This window comes from Nitratireductor thuwali (genome assembly GCF_036621415.1).
GTDB classification, from domain to species: Bacteria; Pseudomonadota; Alphaproteobacteria; order Rhizobiales; family Rhizobiaceae; genus Chelativorans; species Chelativorans thuwali.
In genome coordinates this window covers 890,786-907,530 of record NZ_CP030941.1, presented here as the reverse complement: position 1 = coordinate 907,530, position 16,745 = coordinate 890,786, and the positions used below count along the sequence as shown (strand labels likewise).

Annotated in this window: 16 protein-coding genes and 1 tRNA gene; 10 read left to right on the top strand and 7 right to left on the bottom strand. The window is 62.7% G+C overall.

Going from position 1 to position 16,745, the window contains the following annotated elements; translation table 11 throughout:
• Positions 1-310: 310 nt before the first annotated feature.
• Positions 311-730 (bottom strand): DUF6647 family protein, encoded by a 420-nt coding sequence (locus tag NTH_RS04385; RefSeq protein WP_338528865.1) that lies wholly within the window; start codon positions 728-730, stop codon positions 311-313.
• Positions 727-1,002, bottom strand: coding sequence for a hypothetical protein (locus tag NTH_RS04380; protein WP_338528864.1), 276 nt, complete (start codon positions 1,000-1,002; stop codon positions 727-729). The genes NTH_RS04385 and NTH_RS04380 overlap by 4 nt, the downstream gene beginning before the upstream one ends.
• Positions 1,003-1,220: 218 nt before the next feature.
• Between NTH_RS04380 and istA the strand changes: the two genes are divergently transcribed.
• The 3 genes from istA to NTH_RS04365 all read left to right on the top strand — a co-directional run bounded on the left by istA (position 1,221) and on the right by NTH_RS04365 (position 6,037).
• A complete protein-coding gene (gene istA, locus NTH_RS04375) occupies positions 1,221-2,720 on the top strand; it encodes an IS21 family transposase (protein WP_338528863.1) in 1,500 nt (499 codons plus the stop codon).
• The gene (istB, locus tag NTH_RS04370; protein WP_422392347.1) at positions 2,717-3,454 is read left to right on the top strand and encodes an IS21-like element helper ATPase IstB; all 738 of its coding nucleotides are present in this window, start codon (positions 2,717-2,719) and stop codon (positions 3,452-3,454) included. Before istA ends, istB begins: the two co-directional genes overlap by 4 nt.
• A gap of 957 nt (positions 3,455-4,411) precedes the next feature.
• Positions 4,412-6,037: a recombinase family protein gene (locus tag NTH_RS04365; protein ID WP_338531804.1), complete on the top strand. Its 1,626-nt coding sequence runs from the start codon at positions 4,412-4,414 to the stop codon at positions 6,035-6,037.
• Here NTH_RS04365 and NTH_RS04360 read toward each other — a convergent pair.
• Positions 5,994-6,070: transfer RNA gene (locus tag NTH_RS04360), tRNA-Met, on the bottom strand. The genes NTH_RS04365 and NTH_RS04360 overlap by 44 nt on opposite strands.
• A gap of 221 nt (positions 6,071-6,291) precedes the next feature.
• Between NTH_RS04360 and NTH_RS04355 the strand changes: the two genes are divergently transcribed.
• The 3 genes from NTH_RS04355 to NTH_RS04345 all read left to right on the top strand — a co-directional run bounded on the left by NTH_RS04355 (position 6,292) and on the right by NTH_RS04345 (position 9,441).
• Positions 6,292-7,245 carry a Gfo/Idh/MocA family protein gene (locus tag NTH_RS04355; protein ID WP_338528862.1) on the top strand — a complete coding sequence of 318 codons (954 nt, stop codon included), beginning with the start codon at positions 6,292-6,294 and terminating at the stop codon, positions 7,243-7,245.
• A gap of 319 nt (positions 7,246-7,564) precedes the next feature.
• Positions 7,565-8,350 (top strand): ThuA domain-containing protein, encoded by a 786-nt coding sequence (locus tag NTH_RS04350; RefSeq protein ID WP_338528861.1) that lies wholly within the window; start codon positions 7,565-7,567, stop codon positions 8,348-8,350.
• Between the two features lie 11 nt (positions 8,351-8,361).
• Entirely contained in the window at positions 8,362-9,441 is a 1,080-nt protein-coding gene (locus NTH_RS04345) for a Gfo/Idh/MocA family protein (protein WP_338528860.1), read from the top strand.
• A 129-nt stretch (positions 9,442-9,570) separates the two neighbouring features.
• On the opposite strand, the gene mnmA is transcribed toward NTH_RS04345, so the two are convergent.
• Positions 9,571-10,749 (bottom strand): tRNA 2-thiouridine(34) synthase MnmA, encoded by a 1,179-nt coding sequence (gene mnmA, locus NTH_RS04340; RefSeq protein WP_338528859.1) that lies wholly within the window; start codon positions 10,747-10,749, stop codon positions 9,571-9,573.
• Between the two features lie 285 nt (positions 10,750-11,034).
• On the opposite strand from mnmA, the gene NTH_RS04335 reads away from it, so the two are divergent.
• Positions 11,035-11,310, top strand: coding sequence for a DUF1153 domain-containing protein (locus tag NTH_RS04335; protein ID WP_338528858.1), 276 nt, complete (start codon positions 11,035-11,037; stop codon positions 11,308-11,310).
• A gap of 222 nt (positions 11,311-11,532) precedes the next feature.
• Here NTH_RS04335 and NTH_RS04330 read toward each other — a convergent pair whose 3' ends face one another.
• Positions 11,533-11,907, bottom strand: a complete 375-nt coding sequence (locus NTH_RS04330; RefSeq protein ID WP_338531803.1) for a flagellar export protein FliJ — start codon at positions 11,905-11,907, stop codon at positions 11,533-11,535.
• Between the two features lie 505 nt (positions 11,908-12,412).
• Between NTH_RS04330 and ctrA the strand changes: the two genes are divergently transcribed.
• Positions 12,413-13,108: a response regulator transcription factor CtrA gene (ctrA, locus tag NTH_RS04325; RefSeq protein ID WP_159587121.1), complete on the top strand. Its 696-nt coding sequence runs from the start codon at positions 12,413-12,415 to the stop codon at positions 13,106-13,108.
• A 245-nt stretch (positions 13,109-13,353) separates the two neighbouring features.
• Here the strand turns inward: ctrA and NTH_RS04320 are convergent, their stop codons facing one another.
• Together NTH_RS04320 and chpT are read right to left on the bottom strand one after the other, a co-directional pair.
• Positions 13,354-13,722, bottom strand: a complete 369-nt coding sequence (locus tag NTH_RS04320) for a response regulator (RefSeq protein WP_338528857.1) — start codon at positions 13,720-13,722, stop codon at positions 13,354-13,356.
• Positions 13,723-13,820: 98 nt separating this feature from the next.
• Positions 13,821-14,450 (bottom strand): histidine phosphotransferase ChpT, encoded by a 630-nt coding sequence (gene chpT / locus NTH_RS04315; RefSeq protein ID WP_338528856.1) that lies wholly within the window; start codon positions 14,448-14,450, stop codon positions 13,821-13,823.
• 402 nt (positions 14,451-14,852) lie between these two features.
• On the opposite strand from chpT, the gene NTH_RS04310 reads away from it, so the two are divergent.
• Together NTH_RS04310 and NTH_RS04305 are read left to right on the top strand one after the other, a co-directional pair.
• Entirely contained in the window at positions 14,853-15,383 is a 531-nt protein-coding gene (locus NTH_RS04310; protein WP_338531802.1) for a DUF1134 domain-containing protein, read from the top strand.
• A gap of 146 nt (positions 15,384-15,529) precedes the next feature.
• Positions 15,530-16,741 carry a hypothetical protein gene (locus NTH_RS04305; RefSeq protein ID WP_338528855.1) on the top strand — a complete coding sequence of 404 codons (1,212 nt, stop codon included), beginning with the start codon at positions 15,530-15,532 and terminating at the stop codon, positions 16,739-16,741.
• Positions 16,742-16,745 lie beyond the last annotated feature (4 nt).

The following is a 16,745-nucleotide window of genomic DNA, read 5'->3' as shown; positions in this document are numbered from 1 at the left end:
TCGCGGCGAGGTTTCCGGACCAGTGACCAGCGGCCCGATCTCTTTCCCTGTCGAGGAGAAAACGGATCGTCCATATCTGCCGCTGTTTCAGGGGCATCTTCACCCCGACCTTGCGACCGGCATTCCAGGCTGGCCAGCCCACTCCATTTCTATTCTCCTTCAGCCAGAATTGGCCAAAGAAAGAATGTTCGAGAGGTAACAGGGGCCGTTTTGCCGACCGGCAGCTTCTGGCGGTGGAGCTTCCAGACTGGACATTCGGGTAAGGCATGCCGTTGGTCCGTGCAGTAGATCATCGCCCAAAACAATCCACTCACCACAGGCACTTGGTCCGCATCGCGAGTGTGAAGGCGTCGATTCCGAAGGCGGCTTCCAGCGACGTGCCGAACTGGCCGAGCCAGCGCTCTTGCGCCTCGTAGGCAAGCGCCTCGCCCTCCTCCGGGCAGCGATGCTCGGCACCCACCTGGCGTTGGAGATGGTGCACCAGCTCGTGGACCAACACCGACAGATCGGCGACATCATCGGCGCGCCATCTGTCCGAAAGGACAATGGTACGCGTCAGCGGCTCGTAGACGGCAACCACTTCGTCGGCATGGACGATGTCGGCACGGCCGTAGCGCACCGCCGCAACCTGGCGCGGCTCCAGGAAACGCACGCGCGGAGGCGCCTCCATCTCAGGCAGCCCATAAAGAGCCGAGAGCCAGAGGGAGACGGCGACGACCAGCTCGTTCATCTCGCCGTCTCCCAACCACCGAACCGTCGCAGGCGATCGTTCAGCCGCTTCGCCGTGGCGGTGGCTCCCTCGCGCGACAGGCCGATGAGGCACTGCCCGTTCAATTCGGCGGGACATTCCGCGATGCAGTCGAACGCCGACCAGCTTTCGTCTGGAGCGAGGATCGCAACGAACCTGGCATTGTCCCGCGACGCACCTCCCGCGGCAGAACGCGGCTCCAGCCGGCTGAACCCGCCCCAGCCATCTTCTTCCTTTAGGGGAAAGCGAAACATCAGTGTGATTCCTCCCTTCTACGGGCTATCGGGTGCACAGCCCGATGCGCGGGAATAGCGCACTGGCTGCGCGGCGCCGTGGACGGGTGCCGCCACAGCACTGTGATTTTTCATGGAATAGGGACCCCGTTTGAGGGGTAATTTTTATCCAAAAGGGACCCCTGAGACACAGGGGCATCAGACTGCCTCCGATTGTCATCGGAGGCATTTGTTTTTGGATGTTGGTTGTGGAAACGATCGCGAAGATACGCCGTGCCTATTTTGTCCATGGGAAGCCCATCAAGGCGATTTGCCGCGAGTTGAATGTCTCGCGCAAAGTGGTGCGCAAGGTAGTGCGCTCGGAGGCGACGGAGTTTCGCTACGAGCGCAAACATCAGCCGATGCCAAGCATGGGTGCCTGGCGGGATGAGCTGGAGCGGCTGTTGTCGGCCAATGCGGCGAAGCCATCGCGTGAGCAGCTGACCCTGATGCGGGTTTTTGAAGAGCTTCGGGGCCTCGGCTATGAGGGCAGCTACAGTTCGGTCTGGCGGCATGCGCAGGCCTGGAAAGAGAAGCGCGGCAGCACCTCCGTCGCCGCCTATGTGCCGCTGAGCTTTGCACCGGGCGAGGCCTACCAGTTCGACTGGAGCCACGAGATCGTGGTGCTGGGCGGTGCGACGACCACGGTGAAGGTTGCGCATGTGCGGCTGTGCCACAGTCGGATGCTGTTCGTGCGGGCCTATCCGCGCGAGACGCAGGAGATGGTGTTCGATGCCCATGACCGGGCGTTTGCCTTCTTCCGGGGCACCTGCACGCGCGGCATCTACGATAACATGAAGACGGCGGTGGAGACCGTCTTCGTCGGCAAGGACCGCCAGTTCAACCGCCGCTTCCTGCAGATGTGCAGCCACTATCTTGTCGAGCCGGTCGCCTGCACGCCGGCCTCGGGCTGGGAGAAGGGCCAGGTTGAGAACCAGGTCGGGCTGGTGCGCCGGCGCTTCTTCACACCGCGGTTGCGCTTCAGGAACTATGAGGAGTTGAACGCCTGGCTGCTCGACCAGTGCGTCGTCTTTGCCAAGGCGCATCGCCATTCCGAGCGGCCCGAGCAGACGGTCTGGGAAGCCTTCGAGGCTGAACGGGCAAGCCTGGTGCCCTATGCCGGCCACTTCGATGGATTCCACGCCGTGCCGGCCTCGGTGTCGAAGACCTGCCTGGTGCGCTTCGACAACAACAAATACTCCGTCATGGCCAGCGCGCTCGGCCGGCCGGTGGAGATCCAGGCCTATGCCGACCGGATCGTGATCCGCCAGGATGGGGTGATCGTCGGCGAGCATCGCCGCGCCTTTGGCCGCGGCAAGACCGTCTACGACCCTTGGCACTATGTGCCGGTTCTGGCCCGCAAGCCGGGCGCGCTGCGCAACGGCGCGCCCTTCAAGGACTGGATGCTGCCCAGCAGCCTGGAGCGGATACGCCGCAAGCTTGCCCGTTCTGACGACGGAGACCGGCAGATGGTGAGCATTCTGTCGGCCGTGCTGAGCGACGGCATGCCGGCGGTGGAAGCCGCCTGCGCAGAAGCGTTGCGTGAGGGTGCCTGCTCGGCCGATGTCATCCTCAACATCCTGGCGCGTCGACGCGAGACGGCGCGGCCACCGACTATGGCCACGCCGGCCGGCCTCAAGCTTCACCATGAACCCACGGCAGATTGCAGCCGATACGATCAATTGAGGAGAGCCGTATGATGGACCGCACCGACATTCTCGCCACCATGGGATCGCTGAAGCTCTTCGGCATGAAGGCGGCCTATGACGAGATCATTCGAACCGCCGTGAAGCGCCAACACGAGCCGCAGCGCATCATCGCCGACCTGCTCAATGCAGAGATATCCGAGAAGAAGGCGCGCTCGATCAAATACCAGATGACGATCGCCAAGCTGCCGCTGGCCAAGGAGATCGAGGACTTCGTCTTCGACGGCACACCGATCAACGAGACGCTGGTGCGTGATCTGGCCGGCGGCAACTTCCTCGCCCATCAGCGCAACGCCGTCCTCGTCGGCGGCACCGGAACCGGCAAGACCCATCTCGCCGTCGCCATCGCCCGCGCCTGCATCCGTGACGGCGCGCGCGGCCGCTTCTTCAACGTCGTCGACCTCGTCAACCAGCTCGAGGCCGAGGCCCGGGCCGGGCGCCAGGGGCGGCTCAACGATCGGCTGTGTCGCCTGGACTTCGTCATTCTCGATGAACTTGGCTATCTGCCTTTCGCTCAGGCCGGCGGGCAGCTCCTGTTCCACCTCATCAGCCGGCTCTATGAGCAGACATCGGTGATCGTCACCACCAATCTCACCTTTGGCGAATGGCCGACTGTCTTCGGCGACGCCAAGATGACCACGGCACTGCTCGATCGGCTCACCCATCACTGCGACATCATCGAGACCGGCAACGACAGCTGGCGCTTCAAGAACCGCTCTCAAAGCTAAAGCCGAAAGGCCAATCAGGCGCACTCGACCGGGCTGCGCAAACTCGACCAGCTCCACCCGGTCGAGCGCTCACATCGTGCCCGTCAAAGGGGTCCCTTTTGGACGAAAAAACGGGGTCCCGTTTCCGCGATCATTGACAGCCAGCGCAGCACGCGACCTGTTCGGCGCTGACGCTGCAGAGGCGATCGCATGGTGTGCGCTGTCAGCACGTCGTGCGCACCGGGCGGCAGACCTGCGCTTTTGGCGTGCCGTGTTGATCCGGCTCGAAGCCTTGCCGGAGGACTAGGGTGAGCCTCAGCCGAGCCGCCTGCCCGTCAACATGCTCTTGGGCGTAGGAAGAAGCCTCGCCTGCTTCCGGGCAGGCTGCCGGACCGCGCCGCTCGCTCAAGCCCGCGCGCTTACCGCGCGCCCCTTCGGGCTTCGGGGCTTGACCGACCGGCTTTCCGGTCCGGCCTTTCGCAGGGAAGCCAGGGATCGGTGGGAGCGCTGGCGCTCCAAGCGTGACGGCCAGCGGTAACCGATTCGCCCGCGATGACGACGGGAGGCGGCATTGGCGATGAGAGCATCCCAGAACATACAACGCCCTACGCACCTTTATGTACCCGCCAGAACGACATGATGAAGATTCTGCTTTGAAGCCGCCAATTGCCGGTGTTTCCTGCCACGCACAGCGTGTTGGAGAGCGGCATGGAAGACGAATCAGACCGCGAACGGGAAAACAACGATCAGCCGACCAACGACAATTGCGGGCCGGAACATGCCAATGTCGAGGACACCGACATCGCACCCTGGCAGCGGGTGGACCGGGTGGTTCTGAGCATTGCCCGACTAATCGGCCGCCAGATCGCCCGTGAGCACTTCGAGGCCTTGCAGGCGGCCAACGACAATAGGCGCCCGGCAGAAGAGGCAGAGGGCCACGGTCCGAAGGGCAGGGAAGAAGGATAGGGAGAAAGCTCCATGCATCGCGCCGCGCTCTACGCCCGTTATTCGTCCGACAACCAGCGGGAAGCCTCCATCGAGGACCAGTTCCGGCTTTGCGAGGAGCATGCGGCACGCGAAGGCTGGAAAGTCGTCCAGCGTCATTCGGATGCGGCGATCTCCGGTTCCAGCATGATCCTGCGTCCCGGCATCCAGCAATTGCTCACCGATGCCCAGCGCGGTCTGTTCGACATCGTGTTGGCGGAGGCGCTCGACCGCCTGTCGCGGGATCAAGAGGACGTTGCCGGACTTTACAAACGGCTGCGCTTTGCCGGCGTCAAGATCGTGACCTTGTCCGAGGGTACGGTGGATGAACTCCACGTCGGCTTGAAAGGCACCATGAACGCGCTGTTCCTGCGAGATTTGGCCGCCAAAATCAGGCGTGGTCAAAGCGGACGTGTCCTGAATGGCTATTCCGCTGGCGGCCTGTCCTATGGCTATCGCGTGGTCAAGAAGCTTGATGAGCGTGGTGAGCCGATCCGTGGGCTTAGGGAAGTCGATGAGGACCAAGCCGAGATCGTTCGGAGGATTTTCCGGGAGTTTGCGTCCGGGCAGTCTGCGCGGGCGATTGCTGCAGGGCTGAATCGAGACGGCATACCTTCCCCCTTTGGCGGGGAATGGAACGCTTCGACCATCAATGGCAATCTCAAGCGGCGCAGCGGCTTTCTCTATAACGAGGCCTATATCGGCTTGCTCGTTTTCAACCGCGTCAAGATGGTCAAGGATCCCGAGACCGGCAGGCGCATCTCGCGGCCGAATCCGCCAGAGAAGTGGCAGGTCGTAGAAGCATCGCATTTGCGCATCATCGATGATGAGCTGTGGGATGCAGTGCACGCGCGCAAGAAGCTCTACGGTGGAGCAAGGCTCCATCATCGCCGACGGCCGAAGCACTTGTTCTCAGGCCTTGTCCGGTGCGGCTGCTGCGGCGCGTCCTACACGGTGAAGAGCAAGGATCAGCTCACTTGTTCGGCCCATCGCGAAAAAGGAACCTGCGACAACGGCAGAACCATTCGTGTTGCCGAGCTTGCGCGACGCGTCCTTGAGGGCATCAAGAAATGCTTGCTGGCGCCCGATGCCATCGCCGGTTTTCTTGCCGAATATCATGCTGAACAGAAACGCCTGAACACCATTCATCGGCAGCACCGTCGGCACAGTGAAAAGCGGATTGCCAATATAGGGAGGCAAATCCGCAATATTGTTGATGCTATCGCCGACGGCGTTGCGACGGCCGGCATGAAGTCGAGGTTGCTTGAACTGGAGCGTGAGAAGGAGAACTTGGCTGAGGAGCTCAAGGCCATGGCCTCCGCAGAGAACGTCGTGGAATTCCACCCGGCCACGGTCGAAGCCTATCGACGGAGGGTTTCGGAGCTTCAGGATGCATTACGTTCCGACGATAGCGAGCGCCGTGAAGCGGCGAATATCATCCGCTCGCTGGTCACCCGTATTGAGATCGTGCCAAAGGAAGGCAGGGGACAGGTGGAGGTAAGAGTGCATGGCGCGCTCGCAGAGCTTATCAACCTGCCAAATCGCAAATCGGGTGAGGCGCCTAGGACTGTATTGATGGTAGCGGAGGAGGGACTCGAACCCCCGACACAAGGATTATGATTCCTCTGCTCTAACCGACTGAGCTACTCCGCCCCGAAAAGCGTGGCGCGGGGCCGGCGGGATGGTCCCTGGCGCTTTTTGAAGTCGGGCGGATATAAGGTTGGGAGCTTGCCGGTGTCAAGCGGCCAATATCTTCGGCAGCAGCACATTTTTCAGGGCGCCGGGTTGACGTTCTGGTGATTGGGCCGCGGCGGGCTTGAGTTGCGCCGCGTGCGCCGATATGTGTCACCAACACCAATGCATGTGAAGAGTTTATGAAGCCGCGAATTGCAGTCCTGGGATGTGGGTATTGGGGGTCGAACCACATCCGTACCTTGAAATCGCTTGGCGTTCTCGCCGCCGTTTCCGACGCCAACCCGGCGCGGGCGGAAGGCTTTGCCAGCGAGCAGGACTGCCGCGCAATCGCGCCTGAAGATCTTTTCGGCGACGATGGCATCGATGCCGTGGTCATGGCGCTGCCGCCGCAGTTTCATGCCGAATACGCGATCAAGATCGTGCGGGCAGGCAAGGATGTGCTCGTCGAAAAGCCGATCGCGCTCACCGTGCCGGATGCGCAGCGGGCGGTGGACGCCGCCCATGAGACGGGCCGCGTCCTGATGGTCGGGCATGTGCTGCGTTTCCATCCGGCCTTCGAGAAACTGAAATCGCTGATCGACGATGGCGAGCTCGGCACGGTCCGCTATATCCACTCGCATCGGCTCGGCCTCGGCAAGTTCCATACCGAGAACGACGCCCTTTGGGATCTGGCGCCGCACGATCTATCGATGATCCTGGCCATAACAGGCTCGGCGCCGGTGGAAGTGCGCGGCGAAGGGGCGGCCCTGCTCGACCATCTGAGCGATTTCGCGCATCTGCACATGCGCTTTGCCAACGGTCTGCGCAGCCATCTTTTCACCTCGCGGCTCAATCCTTACCGCGAGCGCCGGCTGACCGTCGTCGGCACCAGGGCCATGGCCGTGTTCGACGATGTCGAGCCGTGGGGGCGCAAGCTCGCCGTCTACCGCCACGCCGTTTGGCAGGACAGCGGCCAGTGGGCCTTCACCACCAACGAGCCGTCCTATGTGGACGTCAAGGAGGGCATGCCGCTGACCCGGGAACTCGAGCATTTCATCGATTGTATTGCCACGCGCGGGCAGCCCAGAACCTCGGGCGAGGAAGCCATCGACGTGCTGCGCATCCTCACCGCCGGGACCGTATGGCACGACTGACCCTTTCCGAGCGCCGCATCCGCCGGCCGATGTCCACAACTTCCTCGCGCGCCACGCGAATCCGGGGCGCAGTAGCGTCTTGACTTCCCGTCGCGCATCTTCAAGGTTTCAGCAGCCCTTGGCCGGAGTGCGCGGCGTCAGGGGCACGGGTGTCAAACGGTAGAGAATCCGGTTCAGGTTTCCGCTCAGTCCCATCGGTTGTGCGTCTGTCCTGCTGCAGCTTGGCTGCCGTGTAGGAAGCGGCGCGCATTTTGGTTTGCGGCGAACGGGCATCGTGGCGGGTCACTCTGCGAGAATGGATATGGAAGAGCAGCTGGCAATGAGCATCAAGGTCCTGGTGTGGGGCGAAAATGTGCATGAGCGCCAAAACGAGGTGGTGCGCTCCATCTATCCCGATGGAATGCATGGGACGATCGCCCGTGCGCTCGCGGCCGACGGCGACATCGCGACCGAAACCGCGGTCCTGCAGGACCCCGAGCACGGGCTTTCCGAAGAGGTGCTGGCCCGGACCGACGTGCTGGTCTGGTGGGGACACAAGGCCCATGACGCGGTCGAGGACGAGATCGTCGAGCGCGTGGCGCGGCGCGTGTGGGAGGGGATGGGCCTGATCCTGCTGCACTCGGCGCATTTCTCGAAAATATTCAAGCGGCTGATGGGAACGCCCTGCGCGCTGAGTTGGCGTGAGGCGGGCGAGCGCGAGCGGCTGTGGGTGGTCAATCCGCGCCATCCGATCGCCCGCGGCCTGCCCGCATATTTCGAGCTTGAGCACGAGGAGATGTATGGCGAGCCGTTCTCTGTCCCGGAGCCTTTGGAAACCGTGTTCATCTCCTGGTTCCAGGGCGGCGAAGTGTTCCGCTCCGGCCTGACATACAGGCGCGGAGCCGGAAACATCTTCTATTTCAGGCCCGGCCACGAGACCTATCCCACCTATCACGATGCGACCGTCGGCCAGGTGCTGCGCAATGCGGCGCGATGGGCCCATACGCCAGGGCCGGCCCTTGCCGCCATCCACAAGGCGCCGAACGTGCCGGCCGACGCTGCCCCCGAACCCATCGTCGAGCGCGGCCCGAAGCTGCACAAGCCCGGCGAAGAAGGCTACAAATAGGAAGAATACACATGCGCCTACTCATTCTGGGCACCGGCAAGATGGCCAACCGCCATGCCACCTCCTTCGCGGCGATCCCAGGCGTGCACCTGGCCGGCGCCGTCGACACGGACGCCGAAAAGCTGCAGAGCTTCTGCGACAAGCACGGCATAGAAAGGCGTTTTGCGACCGTCGAAAGCGCGTTGGCGTGGGGCGAGTTCGATGCCGTGGCCAATGTGACGCCGGATGCCGCGCATTATGCCACTTCCATGGCCTGCATTGCCGCCGGCAAGCATGTGCTGTGTGAAAAGCCGCTTGCCACGAACCACGCGCACGCCGTCGAGATGGCCGACGCGGCCGATCGGGCCGGCGTGGTCGCCATGGTCAATCTCAGCTACCGGGACGTGGCCGAGTTGCATGCGGCGCGCGAGATGGTGCTGGCCGGGCGCATCGGAACGGTCAAGCATCTGGAGGCCTCCTATCTGCAAAGCTGGCTCGTCTCCAGCGCGTGGGGCGACTGGCGCACCGGCCCGCAATGGCTGTGGCGGCTGTCGAAGGGGCACGGGTCGAACGGCACGCTGGGCGACATCGGCATCCATATCCTGGATTTCGTCGCCTTCGGCTCGGCCAGCCAGATCAGCGATGTCTCCTGCCGCCTGAAGACCTTCAACAAGATCGAGGGCGACCAGATCGGCGACTATGTGCTCGACGCCAACGACAGTTTCGTCATGACCGCCGGCTTCGACAACGGCGCGCTGGGCGTGATCCACGCCACCCGCTGGGCCACCGGCCATCTCAACGAGTTGCGCCTGCGCATCTATGGCGACAAGGGCGGCATCGAGGTCCAGCACGGGCATCAGGCCTCGCATCTCAGGGTCTGCCTCGACGGCGATGCCGAGACGGCGACATGGCGCGATGTGGCGGCGGCGCCGGTGGCAACCAATTACGAGCGTTTCGTCAATGCGGTGAGGCTCAATATCCCGACCGAGCCCGGCTTCCGGCACGCCGCCGACCTGCAGCGCCTCCTCGATCTCGCCTCGCTGGCGGAAATGCCGCAGCCGCGCGGAAAGCAGAAAAAGATGACCCGCCTTAACGCCTACAGGATGAGTTGAGGGACGGGCGAAAGCCTTGGAGCGCTACGCATCGGCCTGAAAATCGGGACCGATTTTTCGGAACACAGGATGCGTGGTTCCAAAGTGTTGGAGCATCCTTGTGCAGCGTCCGGATGGAGGCACGGCGCTCTATAGGGCCGACAATCCGTCCAGCCTGGCAAGCTGCGCTTCGGCCGCAGTGCTGCGTTCGGAACGCTCGATGAAGCCGCCGCCATAGACGCGGGCGTCGTCACCGTCGCTGGAATAAAGAACGCAGGCCTGGCCCGGCGCGACGCCGGCCTCGCCTTCGTGCAGGTCGACGAAGGTCGTTCCGGCCCGGTGATAGAGCGTGGCCGGCGCGGGAGGACGGGTCGAGCGCACCTTGGCGTGCACCTCCAGGCCTTCGGCGGGGATGGCCGACAGCGGGCCGTCGCCCAGCCAGTTCACCTGCCGCAGGAACAGGCGGCGCGTCTCCAGCGCCTCGCGCGGGCCGACGACGACGCGCGCTGCCTCCGCATCCAGATGGACGACGTAAAGCGGCTCGCCGGCCGCCACGCCGATGCCGCGACGCTGGCCGATCGTGTAGTGCATGATGCCTTCGTGCCGGCCGAGCACCCGGCCGTCGATATGCACGATGTCGCCGCCATTGGCCGCGCCGGGCTTCAGCTTCGAGATGATGTCGGAATATTTGCCTTTGGGCACGAAGCAGATGTCCTGGCTGTCCTGCTTGCCGGCCACCGAAAGACCCATCTCCTGCGCGATCGCCCGCACCTCGGGCTTCGGCATGCCGCCCAGGGGGAAGCGCAGGTAATCGATCTGCTCCTGCGTCGTGGCGAAAAGGAAATAGCTCTGGTCGCGGTCCGCGTCGACCGGCCGGTGCAGCGCCCGATGGGCCCCATTGGCCTTGCTGCGGATATAGTGCCCGGTGGCAAGCGCGTCGGCGCCCAGGTCGCGGGCGGTCTGTAGAAGGTCGGAGAACTTGACCGTCTGGTTGCACGACACGCAAGGGATCGGCGTCTCGCCGGCGACGTAGCTTTCGGCGAAGGGGTCGATCACCGCCTTGCGGAAACGCTCCTCGTAGTCGAGAACATAGTGGGCGATGCCCAGCGTCTCGGCAACGCGGCGGGCATCGTCTATGTCCTGGCCCGCGCAGCAGGAACCCGGCCGATGGGCGGCGGCACCATGGTCGTAAAGCTGTAGCGTAACGCCCACGACCTCGTAGCCTTCGCGGGCGAGAATGCCGGCAACGACCGACGAGTCGACGCCGCCCGACATGGCGACGACGACGCGTGTGTCCTGCGGGCGGCCTGGCAGATCGAGGCTGTTCATCTTTGTTCTTCCGTTCGTCCGCCGCTACATGCCAACCGTATGGGCCGAGGTCAAGGTGGCGATCTTGGCGCATTGCTGCAAGGGCGCGCGGGACAAGGAGGCCGCGCGCGCCGATGCACCCCTTCCAATCGGCGCGCCTGCGCGCGCATTTTAATCAAAGGCGAGGCAATTCCCTAACGCCGGATTCATAAGTCTTACCTTACTCTTACCCTGCGTTTAGGCAATTCTTAAAGCTGCGGCGGTAACGTCGCGATGATTGGGTCTTGGTTCAGTGTAGAGAGTACGATGACCGATCTGGTGCGACCGCGCGTGAAATATGTTATCGGGCCTGACGGCAGTCCGCTGACGATTGCCGATTTGCCGCCCACCAACACGCGCAGGTGGGTTATTCGCCGCAAGGCGGAAGTAGTGGCCGCCGTGCGCGGGGGGCTCCTGAGCCTTGAGGAAGCGTGTCAGCGCTATCGGCTGACCGTGGAGGAATTCCTGTCGTGGCAGGCGTCGATCGACGACCATGGCCTGCAGGGATTGCGCACGACCCGTATTCAGCAATACCGCCACTGACAGAAACCGTCCGACAACCGATTGCATCTTCCGCCGGCGCAAGGATGATTCCGCGCCGGCGATTGCATCTGCGGATGCCGGTCTAGGTCCAGAGCTGCGCTACTCGAGCAGCCGGACGATTTCACCTTTCCCGGGAAATGGCGAAGCGACGGAAGCCGCAAACGGAAAAGCCCGGCGGAACGTGCCCGCCGGGCCTTTCATGCGTTTTCTGGCGAGCTTTCGTCAGCCGGTCATGGCGCGGGACGCCTCGGCGTCACTGCCGCGCTTTCCGTCCCGCATTTCCAGCGCTTCGGCCTTTCTCAACTCCACTTCCACTTCCGACAGATCGTCCTGCGCCTGTTCCTTCTGCTGCAGGAGTTCGGCTTGGGAGGTGCGTAGATTGTCCCGGCGCAGCCGCGCCGCCTTGGCAAAGGTCGGGTAGGCGAAATGGTTCTGGTCGGTAATGCCGGCTTTCGTCTCCTCGCTGACGATCTGAGCCTCGAGCTCGGAAGCCATGCGTTCGAACTCGGCGATCATCGCGTCGAGCTGGTCTATCCGACGGCGCTTCTCGTTCACCTGAAACTGCTTTAGCCGAACAAGATTCTCTCGTGATTTCATCATCAGAACTCCCAGAAAACGCTGCGTAAATACACATAGCTACAGGGCCGGCAGTGAATGGGTGAAGCTGGCTTGGAAAACAAAATCCTAAGATTCAGCCTGCCTGGTAACCATTCGTTTACGGGCATTGTTAATCATAAGGGCCATGGCTTAAGGCCCGGTAAAAATCCCCAGGGGGTTTTGAGCGGTCGCAGCCTTCGGCCGGGGACGATGAATGCCTTCGGGTACAGGTCAGGGACGGCCGCGGTATTTACGATCGGGACGCTCGCGCCTGCCGAACGGCAGGATGGAACGGCGTTTTGGCCGGCGATAAGGAAAATTCGGTGAGGGTGATTCAGTATTTGGATTCAACAACGTGTCTGAAAAAGCTAAAAAGCGCTGTTAGCTCTTGCCATGCTGAATCAGATTTTGTTAACCATTAACTGGCAGCCTCCGATTCAGGCGATCACTGCTCCGGTGCCGGATGTCTGCTCAACCCGGTTCGGCGGCGGAAAAGGGGAATAACATGCGCGTTTTGCTGATTGAAGACGACAGTGCAACCGCACAGAGCATCGAGCTGATGCTGAAGTCGGAGAGCTTTAACGTCTATACGACGGATCTCGGCGAAGAAGGTGTCGATCTCGGTAAACTGTACGACTACGACATAATCCTTCTGGACCTGAACCTGCCCGACATGTCGGGCTACGAAGTGTTGCGGACGCTTCGCCTTTCCAAGGTCAAGACGCCGATCCTGATCCTTTCGGGCATGGCCGGCATCGAGGACAAGGTCAGGGGGCTGGGTTTCGGCGCCGACGACTACATGACCAAGCCGTTCCACAAGGACGAGCTCGTCGCCCGCATCCACGCGATCGTCCGCCGCTCGAAAGGTCACGCCCAGTCGATCATCACGACCGGCGACCTGGTGGTCAATCTCGACGCCAAGACGGTGGAAGTCGCCGGCCAGCGCGTGCATCTGACGGGCAAGGAATACCAGATGCTGGAGCTGCTCTCGCTGCGCAAGGGCACGACGCTGACCAAGGAAATGTTCCTCAACCACCTTTACGGCGGCATGGACGAGCCGGAACTGAAGATCATCGACGTCTTCATCTGCAAGCTGCGCAAGAAGCTCGATACCGCTTCCGGCGGGCAGAACTATATCGAGACGGTATGGGGCCGCGGCTATGTGCTGCGCGAGCCCGAGGAAATCCGCGAAAGCGCCTGAGACGGCCGAAACTGCTCTTCGATGAACCCGGCCAGCGCCGGGTTTTTCGTTTGTGTGATGGCTCGCGTGAACTGCCGTTGCCGGCCGATTGCCGGGGCATGATCTTTTGCCAGAATCTGTTGTCCGGAGTTGGGGATCACGCTTCAGATCAGTTCACCGTTTCACAGAAGCGCCGAACTGATCCAACTGTTTGATTTCACGCAATTCCGGACGGAAAGCCGGCTTCCACTTTTCCTGGATTTGCTCTAGGCGGCCGCCTGGAGCTGGCGGAAATTGTTCAGAAGCTGTGCCCGGGTGAACGGCTTGAGCATATAGCCGGCGGCGCCGGCGCGCTTGGCCCGCATGATCGGCCCAATGTCCATCGCGTAGGTGCACAGCAGGATGTGCGGCTTGGCGTCCGGGTCCAGCGCCACCAGGCGTGAGATCAGTTCCGCCGCGTCCATGTCGGGCAGGGTCGCGTCCACGACGATGGCTTCCGGCATTTCATGGGTGCAGATCTCGATGGCTTCATAGGCCGAGCCAGCCTCTGCCACAAGCATATCAGGACCGGCCAGGATCCGCTTCGCGACTTTGCGAATGACGCTCGAATCGTCGACGATCAGGCAGCGTTTCATGGTTTCCGTTTCCTGTTGCCTTGCGGGCGGTCCCGCATGTCCCATTATACTCGCATGGGTTGGTAAAGCCGTCGCAAACAGGCATGGTTAATTTTCAGCTAAGCGGCCGACAGGATGATTTCCTCGGCACCTGCCCGGATCGAGATGGTCATTCCCGTCTCCCGCGCCAGAAGCATCGTGTAATAGAACTGGACGCTGTGGGCATCGATGGCTTCTTCGGGCTGGCGCCCGGCGTGAAGCTCGAGGAATTTCGCCGGCACGCGCACCATCGGTCCATTGGCGTTGATGGTGAAGCGAGGCGCCGTTTCCAGATCGTCCAGGCGCACGGTCAGCTTGCCGCCGCGCGGTATCGCCGTGTTGGAGATCAGGATCAGGTTGAGCAGCAGCTTGACCTTGTTCTTCGGCAGAAGGGCCCGGTTGCCGATCCATTCCAGTTCGGGCTTTTCGTTGCGGATAAAGGCCGTTGCGACGTTCTGGGCATCGCCCGTGTCGATCTGCATGCCCGCGGAGCCGGCTGCACCGAAGGCAAGGCGCGCGAACTGAAGACGGGCCGAGGCGTTGACCGCGCTGGCACGGATGAGCTGCATGGCGTCCTCGTCGGCGCCGCCCTCGTCCAGCAGTTCCAATCCGTTGTTGATCGCGCCCACCGGAGAGATGATGTCATGGCAGACGCGGCTGCACAAAAGGGCTGCGAGGTCTGTCGCGCTGAGCGAGAAAATGTCGGTCATATCCGAGCCGTCCCCTGGATCGCTTTCCAAGCCGAACTGGCATGGCGCGAGCCATGCCGGCGAATCGCTATAGCTATAGCCGGTTTCTTCGTACACACCACCGGGCCGACCGGCAATAAATGGCCCCTCAACCCGAACGTGCATAACGGGCGCACGCGCACCGGCGTCCGACTGGTCCCCAACGCCTGGACCGCATGCAGGCCCTGATGGAAGAAGTGGGGGCTTAATGGTTGAAAAAGGATTACGGCATAGAATCGAATCTTAGATAAGCCCGTTGGCGGGGTGAGGGGTAGCGGAGCCGCAGGAGCAAAGGCGTTTCGACGCTTTACAACGGAGAAGAATGTAATGGTTCAAGGTCTCTTCGAGCGCATCGGCGCGCGAAAGTTTGCAGTCGTTCTTGCCATGGCCGTGCTTGCCGCCCTGGCGCCGGCGCGTGCTTCGGCGCAAGACAACGGCTACACGGTGGACGAGATCGTGACGGCCGGCGAACAGTTCTTCGGCGCCACCACCGGAGGTCTTGCAACCCTCGTCGAGAAGGTTTTCTCCACCTATGGCCTGCCCAATGGCTACGTGCTGGGCCAGGAAGGTTCCGGCGCCATTGTCGGCGGCCTGACCTATGGCGAGGGCACTCTCTATACCAAGAATGCGGGAGATCATTCCGTCTTCTGGCAGGGACCTTCCGTCGGCTGGGACTTCGGCGCGCAGGGCTCGCGCGTCATGGTGCTCGTCTACAATCTCGATCAGGTCGCAAGCCTCTACCGGCGCTACGGCGGCGTCGCCGGGTCGGCCTATTTCGTGGCGGGGCTGGGCTTCAACGTGCTGAAAAACGGCCAGGTGCTCATCGTGCCCATCCGTACCGGCGTGGGGGCGCGGCTCGGCGTCAATCTCGGCTATTTGAAAATGACGCCCAGGCCCACCTGGAATCCCTTCTGATCGGCGGCGGGGGCCATGTCGCTCGGCGGCTATTAAACGGTAAGCGAGTCTAGATTTATGGCGAGCAGCCATGGCAGAGTGCCTTGCCGTGCAGTTTCGGGTGCATGGCGCTTCGGCCGCATGTGCACGCCCATGGACCTGACCTTGTGATTCAGACCCTGCTTTCCTTCATACTCGGCTTCCTCGTCGCCGGCCTCCTCGCGCTCCTGGCGGCGCCCGTGCTGTGGCGGCGGGCAGGGCAGCTCGCCCGCAAGCGCATGGAAGCAACCATGCCGCTTTCCAGAGCGGAGCTGGAGGCCGAGTTCGACGTTTTGCGGGCGGAGAACGCCATGACCGTGCGCAAGCTGGAGATGAAGGCGGAGGCTCTGCACAAGCGCACGGTCGAGGATCTCGTGGTGCTGAACACGCAGCGCGAGCACATCGCGGCGCTCACCGGAGAACTTGACGTCCACCGGGCGCGCATCGAGGAAATGGAAAGTGAGCACAAGGAACTCACGACCAGGCTTTCCATGCGGGAAAGCGACGTCAAGTCGCTGACCGCCCGTCTGGAAAAAGCCGAGGCGCAGCTCAAGGAGCAGCTTTCGCAAGTGGAAGAACTGTCCAGGCTCTACGAGGAAGCCAGCCTGACGGCCAGCAGCCGCCAGATCGAAATCGTCTCCCGCGAATCCGATATAGAGCAACTCAAGGACACGATCGGCCAGTTGCGAAACCAGCGCCGCGAGGCCATCGACGAAACGCGCCAGGCGGTGGCCGAGCGCAAGGAGGTCGAGGAGGCGCTCAAGGTCGCGCAGCAGCGCGCGGCGGTTCTCGACCGGAAGCTCGAGCGCATGATCACGACGCTTTCCACGCGCGACGAGGCGCTGGAGCGGCGCGAGAGGGAGATAGAGCGCTTGAAGACGAAGATTCGCGAAACCGCCCAGGCCGACGCCGGTGCGTCGAGCAGGCTCGAGGACGCGGAACGGCAGAGGGAGCGGTTGGAGACGCAGGTCGCCGACCTTTCCCTGCAGCTCTCGTCGCTGCTTGCTTCGGGCGGCGAGGGCGAGGGCGACGCCGTAAGGCAGCGCATGCAGTCGCGCCTGGCGACATTGATGCGCGAGAACAGGAAGCTTCGCGAAAGGCTATCGGCCAGCGCCGATGCGGGCGAGGGGCCGGCTCCGGGAGACGCGGCCCTGCGCGAGCAGATCGCCAGTCTGGCGGCGGAAGTCGTCAACATGGCCGCCCAGCTCGAAGGTCCTGGCTCGCCCATCGAAAAGGTGCTCGGTTCGGCGGAAGACCATCCGGCCGGTGCCGCCGGACAGCATCCGCCCAGCCTTGCCGAGCGCGTGCGCGCCCTGCGCGAGGGCGCGCCGGCGCAGTAGGCAA

Bases quoted from the DNA above. Each gene is read 5' to 3' on its own strand.
- NTH_RS04320 (WP_338528857.1), bottom strand. From the start codon at position 13,722: ATGAAACGCTGCCTGATCGTCGACGATTCGAGCGTCATTCGCAAAGTC.
- istA (WP_338528863.1), top strand. From the start codon at position 1,221: ATGTTGGTTGTGGAAACGATCGCGAAGATACGCCGTGCCTATTTTGTC.
- NTH_RS04345 (WP_338528860.1), top strand. From the start codon at position 8,362: ATGCGCCTACTCATTCTGGGCACCGGCAAGATGGCCAACCGCCATGCC.
- ctrA (WP_159587121.1), top strand. From the start codon at position 12,413: ATGCGCGTTTTGCTGATTGAAGACGACAGTGCAACCGCACAGAGCATC.
- NTH_RS04385 (WP_338528865.1), bottom strand. From the start codon at position 730: ATGAACGAGCTGGTCGTCGCCGTCTCCCTCTGGCTCTCGGCTCTTTAT.
- istB (WP_422392347.1), top strand. From the start codon at position 2,717: ATGATGGACCGCACCGACATTCTCGCCACCATGGGATCGCTGAAGCTC.
- NTH_RS04350 (WP_338528861.1), top strand. From the start codon at position 7,565: ATGAGCATCAAGGTCCTGGTGTGGGGCGAAAATGTGCATGAGCGCCAA.
- mnmA (WP_338528859.1), bottom strand. From the start codon at position 10,749: ATGAACAGCCTCGATCTGCCAGGCCGCCCGCAGGACACACGCGTCGTC.
- NTH_RS04310 (WP_338531802.1), top strand. From the start codon at position 14,853: ATGGCCGTGCTTGCCGCCCTGGCGCCGGCGCGTGCTTCGGCGCAAGAC.
- NTH_RS04380 (WP_338528864.1), bottom strand. From the start codon at position 1,002: ATGTTTCGCTTTCCCCTAAAGGAAGAAGATGGCTGGGGCGGGTTCAGC.
- NTH_RS04330 (WP_338531803.1), bottom strand. From the start codon at position 11,907: ATGAAATCACGAGAGAATCTTGTTCGGCTAAAGCAGTTTCAGGTGAAC.
- NTH_RS04335 (WP_338528858.1), top strand. From the start codon at position 11,035: ATGACCGATCTGGTGCGACCGCGCGTGAAATATGTTATCGGGCCTGAC.
- chpT (WP_338528856.1), bottom strand. From the start codon at position 14,450: ATGACCGACATTTTCTCGCTCAGCGCGACAGACCTCGCAGCCCTTTTG.
- NTH_RS04365 (WP_338531804.1), top strand. From the start codon at position 4,412: ATGCATCGCGCCGCGCTCTACGCCCGTTATTCGTCCGACAACCAGCGG.
- NTH_RS04355 (WP_338528862.1), top strand. From the start codon at position 6,292: ATGAAGCCGCGAATTGCAGTCCTGGGATGTGGGTATTGGGGGTCGAAC.